Annotated in this window: 24 protein-coding genes; 8 read left to right on the forward strand and 16 right to left on the reverse strand. The window is 71.6% G+C overall.

Annotated features, from left to right (window positions below; genetic code table 11):
- Nucleotide 1: 1 nt before the first annotated feature.
- Together G3I77_RS22405 and G3I77_RS22410 are read right to left on the reverse strand one after the other, a co-directional pair.
- On the reverse strand, nucleotides 2-535 hold the full coding sequence (locus tag G3I77_RS22405; protein ID WP_248506475.1) for a peroxiredoxin: 534 nt from the start codon (nucleotides 533-535) through the stop codon (nucleotides 2-4).
- A gap of 44 nt (nucleotides 536-579) precedes the next feature.
- A complete protein-coding gene (locus G3I77_RS22410) occupies nucleotides 580-1,113 on the reverse strand; it encodes a MauE/DoxX family redox-associated membrane protein (RefSeq protein ID WP_248506477.1) in 534 nt (177 codons plus the stop codon).
- 858 nt (nucleotides 1,114-1,971) lie between these two features.
- Between G3I77_RS22410 and G3I77_RS22415 the strand changes: the two genes are divergently transcribed.
- From G3I77_RS22415 to G3I77_RS22425, 4 genes are all read left to right on the forward strand, one after another.
- Nucleotides 1,972-3,579 carry an FAD-dependent monooxygenase gene (locus tag G3I77_RS22415; protein WP_248506480.1) on the forward strand — a complete coding sequence of 536 codons (1,608 nt, stop codon included), beginning with the start codon at nucleotides 1,972-1,974 and terminating at the stop codon, nucleotides 3,577-3,579.
- 108 nt (nucleotides 3,580-3,687) lie between these two features.
- Nucleotides 3,688-3,759, forward strand: a complete 72-nt coding sequence (locus tag G3I77_RS41235) for a putative leader peptide (RefSeq protein WP_310851512.1) — start codon at nucleotides 3,688-3,690, stop codon at nucleotides 3,757-3,759.
- Nucleotides 3,760-3,855: 96 nt separating this feature from the next.
- Nucleotides 3,856-4,392 carry a cysteine dioxygenase gene (locus G3I77_RS22420; protein WP_248506482.1) on the forward strand — a complete coding sequence of 179 codons (537 nt, stop codon included), beginning with the start codon at nucleotides 3,856-3,858 and terminating at the stop codon, nucleotides 4,390-4,392.
- A complete protein-coding gene (locus G3I77_RS22425) occupies nucleotides 4,389-4,808 on the forward strand; it encodes a rhodanese-like domain-containing protein (protein WP_248506484.1) in 420 nt (139 codons plus the stop codon). Before G3I77_RS22420 ends, G3I77_RS22425 begins: the two co-directional genes overlap by 4 nt.
- A gap of 94 nt (nucleotides 4,809-4,902) precedes the next feature.
- Here the strand turns inward: G3I77_RS22425 and recX are convergent, their stop codons facing one another.
- From recX to G3I77_RS22445, 4 genes are all read right to left on the reverse strand, one after another.
- Entirely contained in the window at nucleotides 4,903-5,724 is an 822-nt protein-coding gene (gene recX / locus G3I77_RS22430) for a recombination regulator RecX (protein ID WP_248506486.1), read from the reverse strand.
- A 3-nt stretch (nucleotides 5,725-5,727) separates the two neighbouring features.
- On the reverse strand, nucleotides 5,728-6,852 hold the full coding sequence (recA, locus tag G3I77_RS22435) for a recombinase RecA (RefSeq protein ID WP_248506488.1): 1,125 nt from the start codon (nucleotides 6,850-6,852) through the stop codon (nucleotides 5,728-5,730).
- Nucleotides 6,853-7,185: 333 nt separating this feature from the next.
- Complete coding sequence (locus G3I77_RS22440) at nucleotides 7,186-8,451, reverse strand: AI-2E family transporter (protein WP_248506490.1); 1,266 nt, start codon at nucleotides 8,449-8,451, stop codon at nucleotides 7,186-7,188.
- A 156-nt stretch (nucleotides 8,452-8,607) separates the two neighbouring features.
- A complete protein-coding gene (locus G3I77_RS22445; protein WP_248506493.1) occupies nucleotides 8,608-8,802 on the reverse strand; it encodes a DUF3046 domain-containing protein in 195 nt (64 codons plus the stop codon).
- A gap of 80 nt (nucleotides 8,803-8,882) precedes the next feature.
- Between G3I77_RS22445 and G3I77_RS22450 the strand changes: the two genes are divergently transcribed.
- A complete protein-coding gene (locus G3I77_RS22450; RefSeq protein WP_248506495.1) occupies nucleotides 8,883-9,827 on the forward strand; it encodes a hypothetical protein in 945 nt (314 codons plus the stop codon).
- Here the strand turns inward: G3I77_RS22450 and G3I77_RS22455 are convergent, their stop codons facing one another.
- From G3I77_RS22455 to G3I77_RS22465, 3 genes are read right to left on the reverse strand one after another with little or no spacing between them, the layout of a single operon-like run.
- Nucleotides 9,828-10,139, reverse strand: coding sequence for an AzlD domain-containing protein (locus G3I77_RS22455; RefSeq protein WP_248506497.1), 312 nt, complete (start codon nucleotides 10,137-10,139; stop codon nucleotides 9,828-9,830).
- On the reverse strand, nucleotides 10,136-10,858 hold the full coding sequence (locus tag G3I77_RS22460) for an AzlC family ABC transporter permease (RefSeq protein ID WP_248506499.1): 723 nt from the start codon (nucleotides 10,856-10,858) through the stop codon (nucleotides 10,136-10,138). Before G3I77_RS22460 ends, G3I77_RS22455 begins: the two co-directional genes overlap by 4 nt.
- Before the next feature lie 23 nt (nucleotides 10,859-10,881).
- Nucleotides 10,882-11,712: an AraC family transcriptional regulator gene (locus G3I77_RS22465; RefSeq protein ID WP_248506501.1), complete on the reverse strand. Its 831-nt coding sequence runs from the start codon at nucleotides 11,710-11,712 to the stop codon at nucleotides 10,882-10,884.
- A gap of 204 nt (nucleotides 11,713-11,916) precedes the next feature.
- On the opposite strand from G3I77_RS22465, the gene G3I77_RS22470 reads away from it, so the two are divergent.
- Genes G3I77_RS22470 through G3I77_RS22480 form a run of 3 tightly spaced genes read left to right on the forward strand, consistent with a single transcriptional unit; the run spans nucleotide 11,917 to nucleotide 18,507 of the window.
- Complete coding sequence (locus G3I77_RS22470) at nucleotides 11,917-16,830, forward strand: ATP-dependent helicase (protein WP_248506503.1); 4,914 nt, start codon at nucleotides 11,917-11,919, stop codon at nucleotides 16,828-16,830.
- Between the two features lie 58 nt (nucleotides 16,831-16,888).
- Complete coding sequence (locus G3I77_RS22475) at nucleotides 16,889-17,710, forward strand: Fpg/Nei family DNA glycosylase (protein ID WP_248506506.1); 822 nt, start codon at nucleotides 16,889-16,891, stop codon at nucleotides 17,708-17,710.
- A 32-nt stretch (nucleotides 17,711-17,742) separates the two neighbouring features.
- On the forward strand, nucleotides 17,743-18,507 hold the full coding sequence (locus G3I77_RS22480; protein WP_248506508.1) for an SDR family NAD(P)-dependent oxidoreductase: 765 nt from the start codon (nucleotides 17,743-17,745) through the stop codon (nucleotides 18,505-18,507).
- Nucleotides 18,508-18,655: 148 nt separating this feature from the next.
- Here the strand turns inward: G3I77_RS22480 and G3I77_RS22485 are convergent, their stop codons facing one another.
- From G3I77_RS22485 to G3I77_RS22515, 7 genes are all read right to left on the reverse strand, one after another.
- On the reverse strand, nucleotides 18,656-18,949 hold the full coding sequence (locus G3I77_RS22485) for a hypothetical protein (protein WP_248506510.1): 294 nt from the start codon (nucleotides 18,947-18,949) through the stop codon (nucleotides 18,656-18,658).
- Nucleotides 18,950-19,139: 190 nt separating this feature from the next.
- Nucleotides 19,140-19,610 (reverse strand): Dps family protein, encoded by a 471-nt coding sequence (locus G3I77_RS22490; protein ID WP_248506512.1) that lies wholly within the window; start codon nucleotides 19,608-19,610, stop codon nucleotides 19,140-19,142.
- Nucleotides 19,611-19,846: 236 nt separating this feature from the next.
- Nucleotides 19,847-20,227, reverse strand: coding sequence for a helix-turn-helix domain-containing protein (locus tag G3I77_RS22495; RefSeq protein WP_003993396.1), 381 nt, complete (start codon nucleotides 20,225-20,227; stop codon nucleotides 19,847-19,849).
- Nucleotides 20,228-20,336: 109 nt separating this feature from the next.
- Complete coding sequence (locus G3I77_RS22500) at nucleotides 20,337-20,882, reverse strand: CinA family protein (protein WP_248506514.1); 546 nt, start codon at nucleotides 20,880-20,882, stop codon at nucleotides 20,337-20,339.
- Nucleotides 20,879-21,850: a CDP-diacylglycerol--glycerol-3-phosphate 3-phosphatidyltransferase gene (pgsA, locus tag G3I77_RS22505; protein ID WP_248506516.1), complete on the reverse strand. Its 972-nt coding sequence runs from the start codon at nucleotides 21,848-21,850 to the stop codon at nucleotides 20,879-20,881. The genes G3I77_RS22500 and pgsA overlap by 4 nt, the downstream gene beginning before the upstream one ends.
- Nucleotides 21,847-23,325: a 30S ribosomal protein S12 methylthiotransferase RimO gene (rimO, locus tag G3I77_RS22510; RefSeq protein WP_248506518.1), complete on the reverse strand. Its 1,479-nt coding sequence runs from the start codon at nucleotides 23,323-23,325 to the stop codon at nucleotides 21,847-21,849. Before rimO ends, pgsA begins: the two co-directional genes overlap by 4 nt.
- 93 nt (nucleotides 23,326-23,418) lie before the next feature.
- Nucleotides 23,419-24,264, reverse strand: a complete 846-nt coding sequence (locus G3I77_RS22515) for a helix-turn-helix domain-containing protein (protein WP_248506520.1) — start codon at nucleotides 24,262-24,264, stop codon at nucleotides 23,419-23,421.
- Nucleotides 24,265-24,280: the final 16 nt, after the last annotated feature.

Genomic DNA, 24,280 nt, shown 5'->3' on the forward strand with positions numbered 1-24,280 from the left:
GTCAGGCCTTTGCGGTGAGGGTGCTCTGCGTCCCAGCGCGGGCCACCCGGCCGTCGTCACCGACGATCACGAAGGCGGGGAATCCCGCAATCGAGAAGGCGGAGGCAACCGGCCCGACCGATTCCTCCACAATGACCGTCGCTGACCCGTTCAGTTTCTCGACGTACTCACCGGCGGAGTTCTCGCTGCCCCCCACGACCGCGATGACCTGATCGGCCTTGAGACCGTGCACGTCCGCATGGTCGATCAGCTTGGGAATGGTCGTCTTGCACACTGAGCAGCCGGTGTCGAAGAAGGCGAAGACGGATTCCGAGCCGATGAGATCCCCGGTGGTCACCACAGCCCCGGACGTCGACTCGGCACGGAATTCTGGGATTCGACTGCCGATCGGGAGCTCAGGAATATCGGACCCGTTATTGTTCGTGGTGGAAAAAGAATTCAGCTGCTTGAGTCGGCGCATCACCGCCATGATCAGAAGCAGGTTCAGTACGGTCATCGCGCCGATCAGGGCGACAACCGCGACCAAGAACCCCATATCAGGAACACCCCGTTTTCGTTTTTGCTCAGAGCATCGGACTTCTACCAGTTGCCGTTGAGCAGATCTGTTATCTCGTCGTAGAAGAAGGCGAGGAGCGTCACGAGAACCGCCGCTGTGACGGAAACACACACACCGCCGACATCCAACGCCCTCCCGGAGTTGTCCGGCGAGAAGAGTATGGCTGTGACACCAATGGCCAGCAGGGCGGAATTCCGCCAAACATGGCGCCAGCCCAAGGTCGCGCCGGCCCGGCCGAAGCATGCACAGTCAAGCCTGATGACGGCACGCGCGGAGAGAATCGCGAGCAGGGTGAAGCCCGCGAGCAGGCCGATGGCGAGCATCAGGGAGAAGACACGCGTGACGCCCTGGAACAGGAGGGCGACCCCCGTCGCCACTTCGACGGCGACAAGCGCCCACGCCGCTTGCGGGGCCCAACTCTTCTTCGCTGACCACACACGGCCGAACAGCCGTGTCCACATCAGGACGACATCATCGATCGTGCGTGCCTTTGCCAGCCCTGAAGCAAGAAATACCCCTACGAGAGAAAGCCGCAGCCCGAGTTCTACATAGGTCATTGACGTGAGCTCGATTTCAACGTATCCCAGGACGGCCTCATGACCGGTGCGGCCGGCCGACGGGATATACCCGAGGGCCGACCGAACCGGATGGATCAGGTGCTGCTAAGGGTGGGGCTGATCAGCAGCAGCCGATGTACTCCCACGGCCCCTTGCTGGGACCGTGGGTGCCAGCGCACACCTGACGGCGCTGCCTGCGGAGGCGAACGCCTCCGCAATACGGGAACGTGCACCGGTACTCATAGGTGCACTCGAACTGGTCGGCGTCCGCGCTGGTGGACGGAACGAGACGACCGAGAATTCGGTCCCCCAGATTGCCCGCCATCTTCTTAAGGATCATTCGTTTCCCCTCTATTGTTTCCGGATTGGTCTGACCCGGAGGCCTTGCCCACACAAGAAAGTGCAACGAGAGGCCACCCCCGTTGAAGGCGCGACTGCGCCTCGACCTACGGAAGGGATTCTATGGAACACCTGTACCCATTGCAATGATGATTTGACAGTCACCTGGACAACGACGGGCGGAGCCCGCAGCAATTGACGCGCAAATCACTCCCTATGTCACGATTACCCGACTCCTGTCCTGCGTCGAATCACCTCACCGTAAGTCGCTGAATCGGAATTCAAACCACCGCTTTACCTCTTCACACAGGGCGAGGCCTGACCGCATCACGCCCACGGCACCGGCTGGTTCGCCCGTCGCAGCCGTGAAGGCGCGCGTCCGGCCGGACACCGGCAGGTTGATGGCTTGACGCAAGCACCGGCAATGGGTTGCATACGTTCTGTGATCGTGCACCCTGCTCCAACTTCCTGTTCACCTACGTCTCTGAGGACACCACCGCGGGCAGGGGGCGCCGCGTCGTGGACCCGGTGATCATCGTCGGAGCGGGGCCCGTCGGGCTCACGCTCGCCCTGGCGCTGGCGCGTCAGGAGGTGCCCTGCGTCGTCCTCGACGAGGGCCCGGGCAAGGACGAACCCCGCGCGGCGCGCACCGTCGTCCTGCGCGAGGACACCGCCGCTCTGATGGAACGGCTGACCGGCATGCCCCTCGCCCGGGCCGGTGCGCACTGGGCCGGATGGCGGTCGATGCGGCGCAAGCAGGTGATGCGCGAGATCGTCTTCGACGGCACCGAACCCGCCCCCCTGCACATCGCCCAGCACGTGCTGACCGGCGCCCTGCGCGCGGCCCTCGCCGGCGAACGGCTCGTCAAGGTCGCCGTGGAAAGCCGCCTCGACGGCATCGAACAGGAGCCCTCGGGCATCACGGCCCACACTCGCGGCTCCAAAGGCACCTACTGGCGTGGCAGTTACCTGGTCGGCTGCGACGGCCCCCGCTCGACCGTACGCAAGCTCCAGGACATCCGCTTCCCGGGCCGTACGGCGGTGGAACGTCACGCGGTCGCCGCGCTCCGTACGGAGCTGCCCTGGCACGACGAGGCGTTGCTGCACCGCCTGCCGCCCTGGCGCATGTCCGGGCCCTCGGCCGGCGAGGTCACCGCCCGCCCGCTGCCGGACGGCGTCTGGCGTCTGGACTGGCTCCTGCCGCCCGGCAAGGACCTGGTCACACCCGAGCTGCTGCTCACCCGCATCCGGGAGACCCTGGCCGGCTGGGCGGACGGCACCACCCCGCCGTACGAGCTGCTGGACACCGGTGTCCACACCGTCCACCACCGGCTGGCACGCCGCTGGCGCGCCGACCGCGTTTTCCTCGCCGGGGACGCGGCCCACCTGCTCGGGGCGCTGGGCACGCACGGGCTCGACGAAGGCTTGCGGGACGCCGACAACCTCGCCTGGAAACTGGCCCTGGCCTGGCACCACGGGCCGCACGAGGCGCTCCTCGACAGCTACCAGACGGAACGGCGGGCGGTCGTCGCCGCCCGGCTTCGCGCCGCCGACCAGGCACTGCCGCTGTTGCGCGGTGGTGGAGGGCTGCGCGCCGTCGTCCCCGGCTCGTCCAGGGGCCACGACGCCCTCCTCACGGAGGGTCACTTGGGGCACGGCCAGCTCGGCGCGCCGGGAGCATACGCCGACTCGCCGCTCGCGCCCCAGCACCTCGAGGGAGAGGTCCCGGTCAACACACCGCTCGGAGCGCCGGTCACCGACGTACGGGTCACCGCGGAGGACGGCACCTTCGTACGGCTGCGGGACCGGCTCGGCCGCGGCGCGCTGCTCGTGGTGCTGATCGCGCCGGGCACGGGTGTCTGGGAGCGCAAGCACTGGGTCGGGGCGGGCATCATGCCGCAGCTCGCGGCGGCAGTCACGGCACTGCCGCACCCCGCCGAGCTGCTCGTCGCCGAGAGCTATCCGGGCGCGGCCGCGCACACGGTGCTTCTGGTGCGCCCCGACGGGCACCTCGTCACCGCGCTGGGCGGAGTGCGCCCGGACGACCTCTATACGGCGGCGGAGGCCACGGTGGGCGGACCGGTGAAAGCGCAGGCAGAGGCCGGTGCTTCGGCCGGCTCGCGCTGATGTCGGCCCGGAGGTGATGTGCTCACTGTCACGGTGCGTCCGCATGGTGACAGTGAGTTGACCCGTCCGGGCGGTCGTGGTGTACTCCGGTCCGTGACCGACACCTGTGTGCGCCTGTGGCGGAGGGTCCATATGGACCTCCTCCGCTATGCGGGCTGCGTGTGTCGCCCGTCCTGCTGACTTCGCATTCCTCTTCTCTCGGCGCGCGCCGCGCTCTGTCTGCCGGCTGTCGCGCCTTGTCCGCGAACCCTCATCAGGACCTTCAGGACGGCACCCGTGTCTGTATCCCCTTCTGCGCCCCCCTCTGTCGCCGCCGGTCCGGCTCCCACTCAGGCCGACCTCTACGACTTCGTCCGGCGCACGGCCGCCGACACCGAGCTGATCGACTCCCTGCCGCTCGACCCGGAGGGCCGTACGTGGGTGCGGCTGGACGGGCCCGGCGGCAGTGAGGCCTGGCTGATCGGCTGGCCGCCCGGTACGGGCACCGGCTGGCACGACCACGCCGACTCGGTCGGCGCCTTCCTGACCGCGTCGGGCGAACTCAAGGAGCACTCGCTCGCCGCTCGGCTGCCCACCGACGGCTGGAAGACCCTGGAACTCGCCGAGGACGTGGACCGGGAACGCCGGCTGGGGGCCGGCCAGGGCCGCGCCTTCGGCCGCCACCACGTCCACGAGGTGCTCAACGAGTCCACCGACCGGCACGCGATCTCCGTCCACGCCTACTATCCGCCCCTGCCGCAGATCCGCCGCTACAGCCGCAGCGGCCCGATGCTGCGACTCGAGCAGGTCGAGCGACCGGAGGACTGGCAGTGAGCGCCGCACCCGGGCCGACGAGCCGCGGCACCCAACCGCCCGTCGGTATCGACGAGTTGCTGGAGCGAGTCCGGGCGGGCTACGAGCGGATCGAACCGCAGGAGGCGTACGAGGCTGCCGAGGCCGGTGACGCGCTCCTCGTCGACATCCGCTACGCCGCCCTGCGCGAACGGGACGGCCTCATCCCCGGCGCCCACGTCGTCGAGCGCAACGAACTGGAATGGCGCCTCGACCCCCAGGGCAGCCACCGCCTCCCCGAGGCCACGAGCCACGCCCTGCGCATCATCGTGATCTGCAACGAGGGCTACGCGTCCAGCCTGGCGGCCCAGTCCTTGCACCAGCTGGGACTGCGCCGGGCCACGGATCTGGTCGGGGGCTTCCAGGCTTGGCGGGGGGCCGGGTTGCCGGTGGAGTGAGCTCAAGGGGCTGCGTGGGGGCCGGTCCTGCGGGCCTCAGCCTCAACGCAGGTGCGTCAGCCGTTCACGTCGCCATCCGGGCCTGGTGCACCCCTCAGACCCCCTCGTCGCCGAGGAACTCCGTGTCCTCCCCCTCCTCCTCCAGTGCCTGCCGGACCACCCGCAGGGCCATGCCCTCGGGGTAGCCCTTGCGGGCGAGCATGCCCGCGAGGCGGCGGAGTCGCTTGTCGCGGTCGAGTCCTCGAGTGGAGCGGAGCTTGCGCGCGACGAGCTCCCGCGCGGTCTCCTCTTCTTGCTCGGAGTCGAGCTGGGACACGGCTTCGTCGATCAGCGTGGAGTCGACGCCCTTGGTCCGCAGCTCCCGGGCGAGCGCGCGCCGGGCCAGCCCTCTGCCGTGGTGGCGGGACTCCACCCAAGCGTCCGCGAAGGCACCGTCGTTGATGAGGCCGACCTCTTCGAACCGCGACAGCACCTCCTCGGCGGCGTCGTCCGGGATCTGCCGCTTGCTCAGGGCGTCGGCGAGTTGCTTACGGGTCCGCGGGGTCCCGGTGAGCAGGCGCAGGCAGATCGCCCGAGCCCGCTCGACCGGGTCCCCTGGAGGTGCCTCCTGCTCGGCCCTCGACGAGGAGAGGGCACCTCCGTCCTCGGCATCAGCCGCCGCCTCACCGAAGCCACGCCGACGACGACCGTGCCTGCCTCGCGGCCCGCCGTCACGCGAGCCGCCTCTGGGTGAGCCGCCCCCGTGCGGCCCGGTGTCGTCCCCGTCCCCGTACAGCCGGTCGCCCTCGTATGGCGTGTCCCCGGGGCCGTCCACCCCGTCCACGGGCGAGCCCCCCGTGTCGCCTCCGGTGCCCCTCCCCCGTGGGACACCGGAGGCGGCGTACTCGTACTCCGCCCAGTCGGTTCGCCGTGTCACGGGTCAGCTCTTGGCTGCGGCGGCCTTGGACTTGGCCGTCTTGGCCGGTGCAGGGGCGGGGACGGCAGGCGCCGCGTCGGCCGGTGCGGTGACCGCGGCGTCCGTGCCCGGCTCGGCGGCCGGCTCCTCGGGACGCACGCCGACGCCCAGCTTCTCCTTGATCTTCTTCTCGATCTCGTTGGCCAGGTCGGGGTTGTCCTTCAGGAAGTTGCGCGCGTTCTCCTTGCCCTGGCCGAGCTGGTCGCCCTCGTACGTGTACCAGGCGCCGGCCTTGCGGACGAAGCCGTGCTCCACGCCCATGTCGATCAGGCCGCCCTCGCGGCTGATGCCGTGGCCGTAGAGGATGTCGAACTCGGCCTGCTTGAAGGGCGGCGCGACCTTGTTCTTGACGACCTTGCAGCGGGTGCGGTTGCCGACCGCGTCCGTGCCGTCCTTCAGGGTTTCGATGCGGCGGATGTCGATGCGCACCGAGGCGTAGAACTTCAGCGCCCGGCCACCGGTCGTGGTCTCCGGGGAGCCGAACATCACGCCGATCTTCTCGCGGAGCTGGTTGATGAAGATCGCGGTGGTCTTGGACTGGTTGAGCGCACTGGTGATCTTCCGCAGGGCCTGGCTCATGAGACGGGCCTGCAGACCGACGTGACTGTCGCCCATCTCGCCTTCGATCTCCGCGCGCGGGACGAGCGCGGCGACGGAGTCGATGACGATGAGGTCGAGGGCGCCGGAGCGGACCAGCATGTCCACGATCTCCAGGGCCTGCTCGCCGTTGTCCGGCTGGGAGAGGATGAGGTTGTCGATGTCGACGCCGAGCTTCTTCGCGTACTCGGGGTCGAGTGCGTGCTCCGCGTCGACGAAGGCGACCTGACCGCCGGCCTTCTGCGCGTTCGCCACCGCGTGCAGGGTCAGGGTGGTCTTACCGGAGGACTCCGGTCCGTAGACCTCGACGACGCGGCCGCGCGGCAGGCCGCCCACGCCGAGGGCCACGTCGAGGGCGGTGGACCCGGTCGGGATGACCTCGATGGGCTCGTTGACCCGGTCGCCCATGCGCATGACCGCGCCCTTGCCGAATTGCCGTTCAATCTGTGCGAGCGCGGCATCCAGGGCCTTCTCGCGGTCGGTTCCTGCCATGGGTTCCACCCGATTTGCTTGAGTCGATCGCTTCACGTCAAAGACGCTAACGCCTGCCACTGACAATGCGCCCCGACGCACGTCCGGCCTGTGGATAACTCGGGCACATCTCTACCCAAAGTACGTCGAAATGCCCTTCGTTGAGCTTCGCCGGCGCCTCCATGAGAATGGATGTTCGATTTTTGTGTCAAGCGCACCACGCGGCACACACGGGATGGGGCCGACGCCACCCGTCCCGTGTCTCGGCCCCCTGCTGTTGGCCTTCCCCCAGCGGTCGGCCCCACGCATCTGGTCATGGCCGGCGGCATCCCACCCAGGGGGACACACGCGAGATCAGGAGGAGCTCTGCCCGGGCCCCCGGCCCTGCGGCCGCTCCGCCTCCCGGTGGCGTTCCCACAGTCCCCTCGCGCGCGTGAGCAGGCCCGGTCCCTCTCCCCGGCGCCGGTGGCCGTGCACGCGCGGGTCGTCCGTGACGTCGTAGCGCTTCACATACGCACCCAGGAAGGCCTGGAGCGTGGCGATGGCGGGGATGGCGATGAGCGCGCCGACGGCGCCGAGGAGGGCGGTGCCGGCGACGACCGAGCCGAAGGCGACGGCGGGGTGGATGTCGACGGTCTTGGAGGTCAGCTTGGGCTGCAGCACGTAGTTCTCGAACTGCTGGTAGATCACGACGAAGATCAGCACCCACAGCGCGTACCAGGGATCCACCGTGAAAGCGATCAGCATGGGCAGGGCGCCCGCGAGATACGTGCCGATCGTGGGGATGAACTGCGACACCAGGCCCACCCACACGGCGAGCACGGGCGCGTAGGGCACGTCCAGGGCCTGCAGCAGGACGAAGTGCGCCACGCCGGAGATCATTGCCATCAGCCCGCGGGAGTAGATGTAGCCGCCGGTCTTGTTCACGGCTATCTCCCACGCGCGTAGCACCTCGGCCTGGCGGGCGGGCGGCAGGACCGAGCAGATCGCGCGGCGCAGTCGCGGGCCGTCCGCGGCGAAGTAGAACGAGAACAGGGCGACCGTGAGCAGCTGGAAGAGCCCCCCGATGACCTGGGCGGACACGTCCAGGACGCCTGTGGCGCTGTTCTGGACGTAGTTGCGCAGCCAGTCGGAGCGGAGCAGGCCCTCCTGGATGTCGACGCGCTTCAGGTCGGTCTTGAAGTGCGTGTTGACCCAGTGGATAACGGAGTCGAGGTACTCGGGGAAGCCCTCGATCAGTTTGATGATCTGGTCCGCGAGGACGGAGCCGAGCACGGTGACGAAACCGGCCGACACGATCATCACGCCGATGAAGACGATGAACGCGGCGAACCCTCTGCGCATGCCGCGCGAGGCCATCCAGCTCACCGCGGGCTCTATGGCGAGCGCCAGGAAGAACGCAATGAGGATGTTGATCAGCAGGCCGGTGAGCTGGTGGAAGGCCCAGCTGCCCAGCTGGAACGCGGCGACGAGGGCGAGCGCGAGCACCATGGCGCGGGGCAGCCAGCGCGGCATACGGCCGTTCGCCCCGGCCCCGCCCACCGGGGGCCGGACGGGCGGCGTCGTACCGGAAGCTGAGGACTGCTGGGCTGCCTGCCCGGTCTCGTCAGTGGGTGCCACGGTCCAAGTCTGGCCCACGCCACCGACAGCCGTCTGCCCGCCTGCGATCTTCGTGACCGGTCAGCGACGTCCGAGGCCGGCAGGCCGGTCAGGCCCGTGGTCCCCGAGGCGGGCGGACCCCGTCGGCCGGCGGTCTCCGCGCCTTTTCGGCAACGGTCAGCGCCTCTCCCGAGGCACGTCCATCACCGAGCAGACCACCTGCCAGACCTCCTTGGCGTCCCAGCCGGCCGCCAGCGCCTCGTGCACCGTGCGCCCGCCCAGCTCGGACATCACGTGGTCGCGCGCGAAGGTTTCGGAGTAACCGGAACCGAAGTGATCCGCCATTCGCTGCCAGAAGACCGTCAACCGCATGACCCCAGTATCCCGCCCCTGGGGGTGGGCCTGAGCCGGGACCGCATGCCGACGCCGCTTCGCGCCCTACGGTCTGACCCATGGCCGAAACAGGAGCTACCGAACTCCCCCCGACGCCCCCGCCGCACAGCCCCGTCACGCGCGCGGAGCGTTTCGTCTGGCTCACCGCGCGCGTGCTCGAGGAGCGCCGCTTCGCCCACCACTTCCGGGGCGCTGCCGCCGACCCGGTGGAAACCGCCCTGGACGCCTACCGCAACGACGACGGCGGGTACGGCCACGCGCTGGAGCCCGATCTGCGCGGCCCGGTAAGCCAGCCGCTGCACACCGCGCACGCCCTGCGCGTCCTGGACGCGGTCGGACGCTGCGCCGGCCAGCGCGTGGAACGCCTGTGCCGCTACCTGACGTCCGTCTCCACTCCTGACGGCGCCCTCCCGGCGATCCACCCCAGTCAGCGCGACTACCCCACGGCCCCCTTCGTGACGGTGGTGGACGACCCGCCCAGCGACCTCCTGGCCACCGGGCCGGTGGTGGGGCTGCTGCACCGCAACGAGGTGTGGCACGCCTGGCTGTTCCGGGCCACGGACTTCTGCTGGCAGGCGGTCGAGTCCCTGGAGACGTCGCACCCGTACGAGATCGAGGCCGCCGTGGCCTTCCTGGACTCCGCCCCCGATCGTCCGCGTGCGGAGGCGGCCGCCGCCCGTCTCGGCCGTCTGGTCCGCGAACACCGCCTCGCGGCCCTCGACCCCGACGACCTGGAGGCGTATCCGGTGTCCCCCGGCTACGCCCCGGGGGAGCACCACTTCCCGTACGACTACGCGCGGACACCGCGCTCGCTCGCGCGCGCGTGGTTCACGGACGACGAGATGGCCCGCTCCCTGGACCACCTGGCGGCGCAGCAGCAGGAGGACGGCGGCTGGGCCGTCCGGTGGCGCCACTGGGCCCCGGCCCCCGCCCTGGAGGCACGCCCGCTCGTGACGATCGAGGCCCTGCGCGTGCTCAGCGCGTACGGCCGCGCCATCGACTGATCATCCCGCCCCCATGGCCCGCACTCCCGCGGTCACCAGCACGGCCGCGGCGACGACGAGCAAGAACGGGGCGCGCAGCAGCAACGCCACGGCCGCGGCGGCGAGTCCGGCGGCCCGTGCGTCCAGCACCAGCGTCTGCCCGTCGGCGAAGGTCTGCTGGGCGGTGAGGGCCGCGAGCAGCGCGACGGGCAGCAGTGCGGCGAGGCGTTTGACGACGGGCCGCTCCAGGGCCCCCGCGGGCACCAGGAGCCCGGCCAGCTTGACGGCGTAGCACCCGAGGACGGTCGCCCCGATCGCGATCCAGACGTTCATCGCGCGTCCCCCTGTCCCCTGCGCCGGCCTTCCGCCCACAGCACGGCCGGCGCCGCCAGCGCGGCCAGCAGCACCGGCACCCCGGCGGGCAGCACGGGCAGCAGTCCGAGCCCGAGCAGCACGGCGAGCCCGGCGACGGCCCGCTCGGTGCCGGTCTTCAGCATCGGCGCGAGCAGCGCGAGGAACACCGCGGGCCCGGCGGCGTCCAGCCCCCACGCGTCGGTGTCCCCGATGGCCTCGGCGCCCAGGGCACCGAGCAGCGTGGTGAGGTTCCACAGGAGGTACAGGCTCAGCCCGGTCACGACGAACCCGAGTCGCGCGGCGCGCCGGGTGGGCTGGGCGAGCGCGACGGCGGCCGTCTCGTCGATCACCCACTGGGCGGCGAGCGGCCGCACCGCGCGCGGGAGGGCCAGCAACTGCGACAGACGCAGGCCGTAGAAGGCGTTCCGCACGCCCAGGAAGAAGGCCCCGGCGGCGGCGGTGAACGGGCTGCCCCCGGCCGCGAGCGCCCCCACCAGGGCGAACTGGGACGCCCCGGTGAACACCAGAAGACTGAGCGCGCACGTCTGCAGCAGCGTGAGCCCGCTGCCGGCCGAGGTCACTCCGAAGGCGAACCCGGACAGCCCGACGGCCACCCCGACACCCAGGGCGTCGCGTACGACGGCCCGGTCCGCCTTCCCACCGATTTCTGTATCTCTGAGAGCTGTCCGATTCACCACCCGCCGCACGCTACGGGCAGCGGCTACCGCAGGTCTTGTACGTTCTTGCGCTCCCGCTGGTACGCCCCCGGGGGCACGCCGACCATCCGGCTGAAGTGCCGGTTGAGATGCGGCTGGTCGGTGAAGCCGACGGCCACAGCGACTTCCGAGGGCGCCGTCCCCGCGTCCAGCAGGTGTCGCGCCCGGCGTACGCGCGCGTCCGTGAGCCAGGCGTGCGGCGGCATGCCGTAGACGTCCCGAAAGGCCCGCAGCAAGGCGAACGGGCTGGTCCCGAGATCGGATGCCAGCTGTTCCAGAGTCGGCGGCTGTGCCATCCGCTCCTCCAGCACACCACGCGCGCGTGCCGCGATCCGGGCTCCCGCCGTGCGTACCTCCCGCCGCGGCATGGGTCCGCCGTTGAGTCGCAGCAACCTGGTCACGGCGACCCGCAGCAGTGTGTCCGCGGCCAGCGCGTTGCCCTCGTCGGCGGCCCGCAGCACCTGGTGCACCAGACCGACGGCGTACGGATCGTCCATCACCGGGCTGACGAACCCGGGTGTGCCCCGCAGCATCGTCGTCTCGGCCGCGATCTCCGCCACCACGTCGACCGACGGGTACACCGCCCCGTAGCGCCACCCTTCGGGCACCCCGGCCCGCCCGGTGTGCGGCGTATCCGGATTGACCAGCGCGAGCGCCCCGGCCCCGGCGTACTGGTCGCCCCCGCCGTGGTGGAACACCTCCACTCCGTCGGCGATGGCCGCGATCACGAAGTTCTCGTGGGTATGCCGCACGAAGGTCTTCCGCACATAGCGAGCCCGCAGCAGATCGACGCCGGGCAGGTCGTCGTACTGCCAGTGCCGCGCGCGTTCGTTCATACGACCATTGTCCGTGGCAGCAGACGACGGGACGCGCACCCCCACAGGACGGGCCCGTGTGCCCCATGGGCCGAACCGGCACCCCACGGGCCCAACGCGCACCCCACGGGTCGGCCCCGCACCCCACGGGTCGGCCCCGCCCGCGAACGCGCAGGCGGCACCGCGCCGACCCCCGTTGTCAGTGCCGAGGTGCACGATGGACGCATGCCCAGCAATGCGCACCGAGCCCTGGACGGCTTCTCCCCCGCGACCCGCGCCTGGTTCACGGGTGCCTTCTCCGCGCCCACCTCGGCCCAGGCCGGCGCGTGGCAGGCCATCCACGAGGGCTCGGACGTGCTGGTCGTCGCCCCCACCGGTTCCGGCAAGACGCTTGCCGCCTTCCTGGCCGCTCTGGACCAGCTGGCCTCGGCGCCTCCCCCCGCCGACCCCAAGAAGCGCTGCCGCGTCCTGTACGTCTCCCCCCTGAAGGCCCTGGCGGTGGACGTCGAGCGCAACCTGCGCAGCCCGCTGACCGGCATCCGCCAGGAGTCGGTGCGCCTCGGCCTGCCCGAGCCCGAGGTCAAGGTGGGCATCCGCTCGGGCGACACCCCCGCCGCCGAGCGCCGCGCCCTGTCGACCCGACCACCGGACATCCTGATCACGACCCCGGAATCACTGTTCCTGATGCTGACGTCGGCCACGCGCGACGCGCTGGCGGGCGTGGAGACGGTGATCCTCGACGAGGTGCACGCGGTCGCCGGCACCAAACGCGGGGCCCATCTCGCGCTCTCCCTGGAGCGGCTGGACGACCTCCTCCCGAAGCCCGCCCGCCGCATCGGCCTCTCCGCGACGGTCCGCCCGGTGGACGAGGTGGCCCGTTTCCTCTCGCCCCGCCGCAAGGTGGAGATCGTCCAGCCGAAGTCGGGCAAGGAGTTCGACCTGTCCGTGGTCGTCCCGGTCGAGGACCTGGGCGAGCTGGGCGGCTCCCCGGTGGCGGACGGCCAGGAAGGCGCCGAGCGCCCGTCCATCTGGCCGCATGTGGAGGAGCGGATCGCCGACCTCGTCCAGTCCCACCGCTCCACCATCGTCTTCGCGAACTCCCGCCGCCTCGCGGAGCGCCTCTGCAACCGCCTGAACGAGATCGCGTACGAACGCGCCACGGGCGAAACACTCGACGAGCATCACTCCCCCGCCGAGCTCATGGGCGGCTCGGGAGCAGCCCAGGGCGCCCCCCAGGTCATCGCCCGCGCCCACCACGGCTCGGTGTCCAAGGAGCAGCGCGCCCTGGTGGAGGAGGACCTCAAGGCGGGGCGCCTGCCCGCGGTCGTGGCCACCTCCAGTCTCGAGCTGGGCATCGACATGGGCGCGGTGGACCTGGTCGTGCAGGTGGAGTCGCCGCCCTCCGTCGCCTCCGGCCTGCAGCGCGTGGGCCGGGCGGGCCACCAGGTGGGCGCGGTCTCCACCGGCGTGGTCTTCCCGAAGTACCGCGGCGACCTGGTGCAGGCGGCGGTGGTCACCGAGCGCATGCGCACCGGCTCCATCGAGTCCCTCAAGGTCCCCGCCAACCCTCTGGACGTCCTGGCCCAGCAGGTGGTCGCCATGACGGCCCTGGACACGTGGCAGTTCGACGACCTCCTCGCCGCCGTCCGCCGGGCCGCCCCCTTCGCCTCACTGCCCGAGTCGGCCTTCACGGCGGTCCTGGACATGCTGGCGGGCCGCTACCCGTCCGACGCGTTCGCGGAGCTGCGCCCGCGCGTGGTCTGGGACCGGGTCACCGGCGAGATCACCGGCCGCCCCGGCGCGCAGCGCCTCGCCGTCACCTCCGGCGGCACGATCCCCGACCGCGGCCTCTTCGGCGTCTTCCTCGCGGGCGCAGACCCCAAGAAGGGCGGCGGCCGGGTCGGCGAGCTCGACGAGGAGATGGTCTACGAGTCCCGCGTCGGCGACGTCTTCACGCTCGGCACCAGCTCCTGGCGCATCGAGGACATCACCCGCGACCGCGTCCTGGTCTCCCCGGCCCCGGGCGTCCCGGGCCGGCTGCCCTTCTGGAAGGGCGACCAGCTGGGCCGCCCGCTGGAACTGGGCCGGGCGGTGGGCGCGTTCCTGCGGGAGGTCGGGTCGCTGTCCAAGGACGACGCCCGTCTGCGCCTGCTCGCCGCCGGCCTGGACGCGTGGGCGGCGGACAACGTGCTCTCCTACCTGGACGAGCAGCGTGAGGCCTGCGGCCACATCCCGGACGACCGGACGATCGTCGTGGAGCGCTTCCGCGACGAGCTCGGCGACTGGCGCGTGGTGGTGCACTCCCCCTTCGGAGCCCAGGTGCACGCCCCCTGGGCACTCGCTCTCGGCGCGAAGCTCTCCGAGCGGTACGGCATGGACGCGCAGGTCATGCACGCCGACGACGGCATCGTGCTGCGCCTGCCGGACGCCGACCTCATGGGCCTGGACCTGCTGGACCAGGAGCCGGTCAGGATGGGCCGGGAGTACGACGCCGAGCAGGCCCCTGTGGGCGCGGCGGACGTCGTATTCGACAAGGGCGAGGTCGACCAGGTCGTCACCGACCAGGTGGGCAGTTCCGCCCTGTTCGCCTCCCGCTTCCGCGAGTGCGCCGCCCGCGCCCTGCTGCTGCCGCGCCGCACCCCGGGCAAGCGCACCCCGCTGTGGCAGCAGCGGCAGCGCGCCTCGCAGCTGCTGCAGGTGGCGAGCGAGTTCGGTTCGTTCCCGATCGTCCTGGAGGCGGTCCGCGAGTGCCTCCAGGACGTCTTCGACGTCCCCGGACTCGTCGAGCTGATGGGTGACCTGGAGTCCCGCAAGGTCCGTCTCGTCGAGGTCAGCACTCCCGAACCATCCCCCTTCGCGCGCTCCCTCCTCTTCGGCTACGTCGCCCAGTTCCTGTACGAGGGCGACTCCCCGCTGGCCGAGCGCCGCGCCGCCGCCCTGTCGCTGGACTCCCGGCTCCTGGCCGAGCTGCTGGGCCAGGCGGAGCTGCGCGAGCTGCTCGACGCGGAGGTGCTGACCGAGCTGGAGCGGGAGCTGCAGTGGCGCACCGAGGACCGCCGCGTCAAGGACGCCGAGGGCGTCGCGGACCTCCTCCGCCTCCTCGGCCCCCTCATGGACGCGGAACTGGCCGAGCGGGGCGCCGAACCTCAGTGGGCCCAGGAGCTGGCGGGCACCCGCCGCGCCATCCGGGTCCGGATCGCGGGCAGAGACCACTGGGCGGCGATCGAGGACGCGGGCCGCCTGCGCGACGCGCTGGGCACAGCGCTGCCGGTCGGCGTCCCGGAAGCCTTCACGGAGCCCGTCAAGGACCCGCTCGGCGACCTCCTCGCGCGCTACGCCCGCACCCACGGCCCGTTCACCTCGGCCACGGCTGCCGCCCGCTTCGGCCTGGGCGTCGCCATCACCGAGGGCGCCCTCCAGCGGCTGGCCGCCGCGGGCCGGGTCGTCCAGGGCGAGTTCCACCCGGCGGGGATCGGCCAGGAGTGGTGCGACGCCGCCGTGCTGCGCCGATTGCGCCGCCGCTCCCTGGCCGCCCTGCGGCACGAACTGGAGCCGGTGCCACCGGCCGCGCTCGCCCAGTTCCTCCCCCAGTGGCAGCACATCGGCAAGGGGCACTCCCTGCGTGGGATCGACGGGCTGGTCCGGGCCATCGAGCAGGTCCAGGGCGCGTCCGTGCCGGCCTCCGCCCTGGAGAAGCTGGTGCTGCCGTCCCGGGTCGTGAACTACACCCCGGCGATGCTGGACGAGCTCACCGCCGCCGGAGAGGTGGTCTGGGCCGGGGCGGGCTCCCTCCCCGGCAAGGACGGCTGGGTCTCCCTCTACCTGGCGGACGCGGCCCCCCTGCTCCTGCCTCCCCCGCACCCCCTGGAGCTGACCGCGCTGCACCAGTCCGTGCTGGACACCCTCTCCGGCGGCTACGGCCTGTTCTTCCGTCAGATCGCCGACCAGGTCCGCGCCACCACCCACCCCGAGGCCACCGATCCCCAGCTGGCCGACGCCCTCTGGGACCTGGCGTGGTCCGGCCGCCTGACGAACGACACGCTCACGCCCATGCGCTCGCTGCTGGGCTCGGGCCGCACCGCGGGCTCCACGGCCCACCGCGCCAAGCGCACGGTCCCGCGCGGCCGCTACGGCTCCCTGACGGCGGCGGCCCGTACCGCGTCCCGCTCCGGCCCGCCGACGGTCGCCGGCCGCTGGTCCCTGCTCCCGGCCCACGAACCGGACCCCACGGTGCGGGCCCACGCCCTCGCCCGCACGCTCCTCGACCGGCATGGCGTGGTCACCAGGGGTGCGGTCGCGGCGGAGGGCGTCGAGGGCGGCTTCTCGGCGACGTACCGCGTCCTGTCCGTCTTCGAGGAGAGCGGCCAGGCCCGCCGCGGCTACGTGGTGGAGGGCCTCGGCGCCGCGCAGTTCGCGATGGACGGCGCGGTGGACCGCCTGCGCGCGGTGTCGACCGCCCGCGACCGCGGCGAGGACCTGACCGGCCCGCCTCCCGGCTCCGGAGCCGACCCGTTCCCCGCCCATGACTTCGCCGGGCCGGACGACTCCGCCCCGTCCCACGACCACACCGACGACCCCGGGCCGGACGGCTTCCCCGACCTGGATTCCGCCTTCGACCCACCCGCTCCGTCCCCGGGCGAGTGGGTCTCGCCCCGCGACTACCCCCAGGCTGCCCCGCCCTGGCAGAACGGCGGGCGCGCAGCGTACGACCAGGGCTTCGCGGGCCGCCGCACCCGCCCCGACGGCGCATCCAGGGCCGTTGTCCTTGCCGCCGCCGACCCTGCGAACGCGTACGGCGCCGCCCTGGCCTGGCCCGAGCCGCCCACCGGCGCCGGGCACAAGCCGGGCCGCAAGGCGGGCTCGCTCGTGGTGCTCGTCGACGGTGAGCTGACGCTCTACATGGAGCGCGGCGGCAAGACCCTGCTGGCCTGGCCCGCCGACCCGGACGGCGACCCGGCCGCCGACCCCCGCCTGGGCAGCGCCGCGGAGGCCCTGGCCGCGGCAGCCCGCGCGGGCTCGCTCGGCACGGTGACGGTGGAGCGCGTCAACGGCGCACAAGCCCTGACCTCCCCCATCGGCACCCTCCTGGAAGGAGCGGGCTTCATCGCGACGCCCCGAGGGCTCCGCCTGCGCGCCTGACGGCCACCACCCTCAGCCGCTCCGGCCCGGCCCGCGTCCGCCGTGCCACCCTTGACCCATGCCCGAAGGTGGCACGGTCTGGCAGGCCGTGAGGCGGTTGCACGACGCCCTCGCGGGCAAGGTGCTGACCCGCAGCGACCTCAGGGTGCCCCGCTTCGCGACGGCCGACCTCACGGGCCGCACGGTCCTGGAGGTCACCCCGCGGGGCAAGCACCTCCTCACCCGCATCGAGGGCGGCCTGACGCTCCACTCCCACCTGCGGATGGACGGCTCCTGGAAGGTGTACGGGAAGCGCCAGCGCTGGAGCGGCGGCCCCGGGCACCAGATCCGCGCGATCCTCGGCACCACCGACCGCACGGCCGTCGGCTACCGCCTTCCCGTCCTGGAACTCCTGCGCACCACCGACGAGCACCGCGCGGTCGGTCACCTCGGCCCCGACCTCCTGGGCCCCGACTGGGACCCCGACCGGGCGCTCGCCAACGTCCTCCAGGACCCCGCCCGCGAGCTCGGCGAGGCCCTGCTCGACCAGCGCAACCTCGCCGGCATCGGCAATGTCTACAAGAGCGAGCTCTGCTTCCTCCTCGGCGTCACCCCCTGGCTCCCGGCCGGCGGCCTGCCCGCCGACCGCGCCGCGAAGCTGCCCGCGCTCGCCAAGAAGCTGCTGGAGGCCAACCGCGACCGCCCCATCCGCAGCACCACGGGCCACCGCGGCCAGGACCTCTTCGTCTACGGCCGGGCCCCCCGCCCGTGCCTGCGCTGCCGCACCTCGATCCGCGTCGCCGACCAGGGCGACGGCTCCCGCGAACGCCCCACCTACTGGTGCCCCACCTGCCAGCCGGGCCCCGCCCCGCCCCCGACCCGGCGCGGCCGCACCAATTGACGATCCGTCAGAAACGCTCGTACGGTCCCTGTATGCCCGTCACGGCGTACGACCTCACCGGCCGCACCGCTTTCGTCACCGGCGCCGCGAGCGGCATCGGCCGCGCCTCGGCGCTCCTGCTCGCCGAGGCGGGCGCGACCGTGCACTGCGCGGACCGTGACGCCGAGGGCCTGCACGAGACGGCGGTCCTGATCAAGGATGCCGGCGGCACCGCCCGCACCCACACCCTCGACGTCACCGACCGGACCCGGCTGCGGCAGGCCCTCACCTCCTGCGCGCGCCTGGACGCCCTGGCCGCGGTCGCCGGGATCATGCACAGCAGCCCCGTGCTGGAGACCCGGGACGAGGACCTCGACCGGGTGCTGAACGTCAACTTCAAGGGAGTCCTGTACGCCTGCCAGGAGGCCGCCCGCCTGATGATCGCCCACGGCACCCGGGGCAGCATCGTCACCATGGCCTCCGGCGCCGTCGACACGGGCGGCCCCGGACTGCTCTGTTACGGCGCGGCCAAGGCGGCGGTGGTCCAGCTGACGAAGACCCTCGCGACGGAGGTCGGCCGGCACGGCATCCGCGTCAACGCGGTCGCCCCGGGCTGGGTCCGGACGCCGATGACCGACCGCCGCGACGGCGGAGCCCAGGCGCACACGGAGTCGGTCATGGCCCGCAGGGCACCCCTGGGCCGCGTGGGCGAGCCCGAGGACATCGCCCACGCGATCCTCCACCTGGCCTCCGACGCCTCGGCCTTCACAACGGGCCAGATCCTCCGCCCGAACGGGGGCGTGGCGATGCCGTGGTGACACAACCCAGCCGGTCTACGACGTACAGCCACGGTCGCGGCCCCACTGCCCCCTCCCACCCAGGGCATGCGCCCACAGCAGCCGCCCCAACCAGGACACACCCCCGGGGCCGCCACCCCTCACGCAAGAGGCGCACAGCGCAAGTCCCCTACGCTCCCCCCGACTTCGCCCCCGCCGCACCCCCACCGCCGGCTCTACCCCCGACCCCCCAGATCCTCCGCCACCGCCCCGCCCCCACAACCCCCCGCGCCCTCCGCTTGGGCACGCAATGCACGGGCAGCACGCTCAGCCCCCACCCCCCGGCCGCGACCGCCGCCTCCAGCACCCCTGCCTCAGGGACGGCCACCAGCCGCAGCACGGCCCACCACCACAGCGCCCCCAGCCCGAGCGCGGCCCCGCGCACCTCCCAGGGCCGGCTCCCCCAGTGCGCTATCCCCGCCATGGCCGCCACCTCCAGCCCGACGCTATGCGGCCACCCGGGTGCACGGACAGGGCGCACCACAGGCACACGAGCGCACCGCGCAGGCCACTCAGGCCGCGCACGCGCACCCGGCCCACGCCGCGCAGGTCTCCGCGCCGAGCGGTGGCGAAACTCCCGCCCGGCCCGTCACCCGCGCCCGCGCGCTCTTCCGTCACCCGTTCTCGGCCTGGAACATCCAGTGATGCTTCTCCAGGTCGGCCGTGATCCCGATGAAGATGTCCTGGCTCACCGGATCCGGCTCCCCGGTCGCCTCGACCCGCTCCCGCATCCGCGCGATCACCGCACCCAGCGCTTCGACGAGCGCACCCACGGCGGTCGTGTCGTCGACCCATCCTTCGGGGGTGACCCCGATCCCGCTGCCGACGGCCACCGTCGCGGCACGTCCGTCAGGAGAGATCCCCAGGGCCGCGGCGCGCTCGGCCACGGTGTCGGAGTACTTCCGTGCGGTGTCGACGACCTCGTCGAGCTGGAGATGGACGGAACGGAAGCGTTGGCCCACCACGTTCCAGTGAATCTGCTTCGCCACGAGGGCGAGATCCACTAGATCGACAAGGGCACCTTGCAGCGCCTCGGACACGGTCTTCAGGCTCGCGTCCGACAACGGGCTCTTCACGACGTACATCCGCACCTCCGAGGACTGCCCCCCGCCATCTCCTCAACGATGACCGCCACACGCCACACCGGCAAACGCACACACATCAGGCACGGCATGGTCTGAGACGGCATCGGTCGGCCCCCAGGCAAGCGAAAACCCCGGGCGGCACCCTTCCGGATCTCCCGGAAAGGCCCGGCCGGGGCCTCACCACTTCTCAGCGCCTGTTCGGCACCACTCGTCTCATGCCACGCAGGCGCGAAGCCTCACGCGGCGACGACGTCCACCGCTTCGGCAGGCGCCTTGATGGTCACCCGTTCCGGTGGCACACCGGTCACCGAAACGGAACCCAGCATCGGGCGAACCGGCGTGGGTACAGGCTCGCTGGGGGTGGCCGCAGCAGACTGGGCCAGCTCGGCGAGGGCGAGTTCGTCGCTCACTTCCCGCATGAGCTCGGACATCCGTACGTCCAACGCGTCGCAGATGGCGGAGAGCAGCTCGGAGGAAGCCTCCTTCTGCCCCCGCTCCACCTCGGAGAGATAGCCGAGTGAGACTCGGGCGGACGAGGAGACTTCGCGCAGAGTACGGCCCTGGCGCTGGCGCTGCCGACGCAGCACGTCACCCAGCAGGCGACGGAGCAGAATCATCGGTGGCTCCCTCCTCGGACCGCGTAGCCGCATCCATTACGCCCCACCGTACCGCCTTGCGCCGCGGCCGTGCGGGGAGCGATGTCGTGTTCACTCAGGGCTGCAAACATCAAAACCCCCCGTTCCGTTCCGTATCCTGTGCCCGCTCATTCCCAGTCTGTTCGCCCGCAAGCTCCTTCAGGAGCACTGCGAGTACGCTCCGTACACTCTCTCTACGAATTTCCGCGCGGTCGCCGTTCAACCGCAGAGCCTCCACTTTTCCGCCGCCGGCGGAACCGGAATCGGCTCCGGCGGGTCCGTCCACGGCGACGAAGACCGTGCCGACGGCTTGTCCGTCCTGCGGCTCGGGACCCGCGACACCGGTGGTGGCGATGCCCCAGTCGGTGCCGAGCGCCTTGCGTACGCCGGCCGCCATCTGGGCCGCGACCTGCGGATCCACCGCTCCGCGTGCCGCCAGCAGGGTGGCGTCGACGCCGAGCAGGCCGTGCTTCAGGTCGGTGGCGTAGGCGGTCACGGAACCCCGGAAGACCTTGGACGCCCCGGGAACGGACGTGATCTCCGCCGCAACGAGGCCACCGGTCAGCGACTCCGCGACGGCGAGCGTCTCACCCTTCACCGTGAGTAGTCGCACCACGTCGGTGGCCGTGGAACTCACGCTTCCTTCTCCTCCAACGCGGCCTTGCGCTCGGCGATTCCCTGCCTGCGCAGCACAATGGCTTGTTTCACATAGTCGAGCCCGGTCACCACGGTCAGCACGACCGCCGCGGCCATCACCCACCACCTCAGAGTGGCCAGCCACCCCGTCAGCGCCAGGACGTACATGCCCACGGCCACGCCTTGGGTGAGGGTCTTCAGCTTGCCTCCGCGGCTGGCGGGGATGACGCCATACCGGATGACCCAGAAACGCAGCAGGGTGACGCCGAGTTCCCGGCCGAGGATGACGCCCGTCACCCACCAGGGCAGATCGCCGAGGGCGGAGAGACAGATCAGCGCCGTTCCCATGATCGCCTTGTCGGCGATGGGGTCGGCGATCTTCCCGAAGTCCGTGACCAGGTTGTACGTGCGCGCCAGGTGACCGTCGAACAGGTCGGTGATCATGGCGATGGCGAAGGCGGCCCAGGCGAGGGACCGCCACGCCGGGTCGTGTCCGCCGTCGGCGAGCATCAGCACGACGAAGGCCGGTACGAGGACCAGCCGGAGCATGGTCAGGAGGTTGGCGATGTTCCAGACACTGGCCTGGTTGACGGCCGCGGCGGCCAGCTTCCCGCCCCGCGCGGGCTTCCCGTCCCCCTGGTCGCCGACGCCGGCGCTCTCCGCATCCGCACCCGCACCCGCGACAACCCCGGCACCATCCGCGGCGGGCGCCGAACCATGACCCGTGACGATTGCCGGACCATGTACCTCACCGGGCCCGGCACCCTGTCCCGCACCGGTAGCCCCGCTCTGATCCGCGTGGGACGCCGCAGCGCGCCCCGCACCGGACGCCCCTCCCTCGGCCGACCGCGCGGCCGCACGCCCCACCGCCGCCCCGGGAACCTTCTCCGAGGCCGCGGCGGCAGCACCGGCCGCTGCCCTCCTCGCGCCGGAGGAGCCTTCCGCCGCGGATGCCGGGACACCGGTCATCTGCCCGCCTCCTCACTCCACGCAGGCGACGTGAGCGAGCCCTGCAGCGGCTCGGCCACCAGGTCGACACCCTCCGTACCGACCACCTTCGCCTCGACCATACGGCCGGTGCGCAGACCCGCGCCGCTTGTGAGCAGCACCTGGCCGTCCGTCTCGGGCGCCTGGTGCTCCGCACGGCCGTAGACGCCGTCCTCGTCGACGGACTCGACGAGGACCCGCACGGTCTGGCCGACGCGGTCCTCGGCTCGCTGTGAGACGAGTTCCTCGGCCAGTCGCGAGATGTGCGCCAGCCGCTCGGCGACGACGTCCTCGTCGAGCTTGTCGTCGTAGGTCGCCGCTTCGGTGCCCTCCTCGTCGGAGTAGCCGAAGACGCCGATGGCGTCCAGCCGCGCGCCGTTCAGGAACCGCTCCAGCTCGGCGAGGTCGGCCTCGCTCTCGCCGGGGAAGCCGACGATGAAGTTGGAGCGCACACCCGCCTCGGGCGCCTTGCCGCGGATGGTGTCGAGCAGCTCCAGGAACCGGTCGGTGTCGCCGAAGCGGCGCATCGCGCGGAGCACGCCGGGCGCGGAGTGCTGGAAGGACAGGTCGAAGTAGGGCGCGATCTTCGGGGTCGAGGTCAGCACGTCGATGAGGCCGGGCCGCATCTCGGCCGGCTGGAGGTAGCTGACGCGGACGCGCTCGATGCCGTCGACTTCGGCGAGCTCGGGCAGCAGCGACTCCAGCAGTCGGATGTCGCCGAGGTCCTTGCCGTAGGAGGTGTTGTTCTCGGAGACCAGCATGATCTCCTTCACGCCCTGCTCGGCCAGCCACCGCGTCTCGTTCAGCACGTCGCTCGGGCGGCGGGAGATGAAGGAGCCGCGGAAGGAGGGGATGGCGCAGAAGGAGCAGCGGCGGTCGCAGCCGGAGGCGAGCTTCACGGAGGCGACCGGGGAGCCGTCCAGACGGCGGCGCAGGGGTGCGCGCGGACCGGAGGCCGGAGCGAGGCCCTCCGGAAGGTCGGCCGGGGCGTGCCCGGGCAGTGCGACCTCGGCGGCCGACTCCTGGCGCTCCGCCGGGCTGATCGGCAGCAGCTTGCGCCGGTCGCGCGGGGTGTGTGAGGCGTGGATGCCGCCGTTGAGGATGGTCTGGAGGCGGTCGGAGATGTCCGAGTAGTCGTCGAATCCGAGCACGCCGTCGGCCTCGGGCAGTGCTTCGGCGAGTTCCTTGCCGTACCGCTCGGCCATGCAGCCCACCGCCACGACGGCCTGGGTTCTGCCGTGCCCCTTGAGGTCGTTGGCTTCGAGGAGGGCGTCGACGGAGTCCTTCTTGGCGGCTTCGACGAAGCCACAGGTGTTCACGACGGCGACGTCCGCGTCCTCGGCGTCCTCCACGAGCGCCCAGCCGTCCGCCTCCAAACGGCCTGCGAGCTCCTCCGAGTCCACCTCGTTACGGGCGCAGCCAAGGGTGACCAGTGCGACGGTACGGCGTTCAGGCATGGGCTCAAGACTACTTCGTCCCGCTGACACCCCACGTCGACGGGGTTGACCGTTTCCCGGCCAACCCCGTATCAACTGGACCTTTCGGACCGGTCACCCGGCCTCGGGGTCGCCCTTCGTGTACGTCAGGCGTTCGACGGATCCCGGCTGGAAGTTCTCCTCGATCTTCTTGCCGTTGACGAAGAGGTCGATCGCGCCGGCGTCTCCGATGACGAGCTGGACCTTCGAGCTGTCCTGGAAGGTCTTGGTGTCGCCCTGCTTGAGGAGGCCGTCGAAGATCATCCGACCGTTGTGGTCCTTTGCCGCGATCCAGCTCTCGTCGTCGACGGCACTGACCCGGACGGTCACCTTGTCCTGCGGGACGGCCGCGATGGCGCTGTCGGACGGCTCGGGCTCGGGGGCGGCGGGCTTCTTGGTCTTGGTGGTCGGGGAGGCGGAGTCGCTGGGCGTGGAGCCCTCGGCCACGTTCGCCTCGTTGCCGCTGTCGTCGCCCTGGAACATCGTGAAGCCGACAAAACCGATCACCACGACGATCGCGGCGACCATGGCCGCGGTCCAGTTGGGACCCCGCCGCTCCGGACGAATACGTTCCGCCTCGAAGAGGGGGGCGGCCGGGGTCGGTGCCGGACGCCCGCCGTGTTCGTCGCCGTACTGGGCGATCAGCGGCTCGGGATCGAGGTGGACGGCCTTAGCCAGGGTCCTGATGTGCCCACGGGCGTAGACGTCCCCACCGCAGGGGGTGAAGTCGTCCACCTCGATCGCGTGCACGATGTTCATGCGGACCCGGGTGGCGCTACTGACGTCGTCGACGGTCAGCCCGGCGGCGATACGAGCCTGCTGCAGGGCACGGCCGATGGAGGGGCGGTCTTCCTCGCGGTCGGGTTCGACGTGCTCGTTTTCGAACGGACGCTCGTCTTCAGGGGAGTTGCCGATGGACACGGGGGCGCCTTTCGAG

Origin of the sequence: Streptomyces sp. D2-8 (assembly GCF_023184515.1) — a bacterium.
GTDB lineage: Bacteria > Actinomycetota > Actinomycetes > Streptomycetales > Streptomycetaceae > Streptomyces.

Coding starts and splice junctions, on each gene's coding strand:
- G3I77_RS22405 (WP_248506475.1), bottom strand. CDS start 535: ATGGGGTTCTTGGTCGCGGTTGTCGCCCTGATCGGCGCGATGACCGTA.
- G3I77_RS22410 (WP_248506477.1), bottom strand. CDS start 1,113: ATGACCTATGTAGAACTCGGGCTGCGGCTTTCTCTCGTAGGGGTATTT.
- recA (WP_248506488.1), bottom strand. CDS start 6,852: ATGGCAGGAACCGACCGCGAGAAGGCCCTGGATGCCGCGCTCGCACAG.
- G3I77_RS22445 (WP_248506493.1), bottom strand. CDS start 8,802: ATGCGGTTGACGGTCTTCTGGCAGCGAATGGCGGATCACTTCGGTTCC.
- G3I77_RS22450 (WP_248506495.1), top strand. CDS start 8,883: ATGGCCGAAACAGGAGCTACCGAACTCCCCCCGACGCCCCCGCCGCAC.
- G3I77_RS22455 (WP_248506497.1), bottom strand. CDS start 10,139: ATGAACGTCTGGATCGCGATCGGGGCGACCGTCCTCGGGTGCTACGCC.
- G3I77_RS22465 (WP_248506501.1), bottom strand. CDS start 11,712: ATGAACGAACGCGCGCGGCACTGGCAGTACGACGACCTGCCCGGCGTC.
- G3I77_RS22470 (WP_248506503.1), top strand. CDS start 11,917: ATGCCCAGCAATGCGCACCGAGCCCTGGACGGCTTCTCCCCCGCGACC.
- G3I77_RS22475 (WP_248506506.1), top strand. CDS start 16,889: ATGCCCGAAGGTGGCACGGTCTGGCAGGCCGTGAGGCGGTTGCACGAC.
- G3I77_RS22480 (WP_248506508.1), top strand. CDS start 17,743: ATGCCCGTCACGGCGTACGACCTCACCGGCCGCACCGCTTTCGTCACC.
- G3I77_RS22485 (WP_248506510.1), bottom strand. CDS start 18,949: ATGGCGGGGATAGCGCACTGGGGGAGCCGGCCCTGGGAGGTGCGCGGG.
- G3I77_RS22490 (WP_248506512.1), bottom strand. CDS start 19,610: ATGTACGTCGTGAAGAGCCCGTTGTCGGACGCGAGCCTGAAGACCGTG.
- G3I77_RS22495 (WP_003993396.1), bottom strand. CDS start 20,227: ATGATTCTGCTCCGTCGCCTGCTGGGTGACGTGCTGCGTCGGCAGCGC.
- pgsA (WP_248506516.1), bottom strand. CDS start 21,850: ATGACCGGTGTCCCGGCATCCGCGGCGGAAGGCTCCTCCGGCGCGAGG.
- rimO (WP_248506518.1), bottom strand. CDS start 23,325: ATGCCTGAACGCCGTACCGTCGCACTGGTCACCCTTGGCTGCGCCCGT.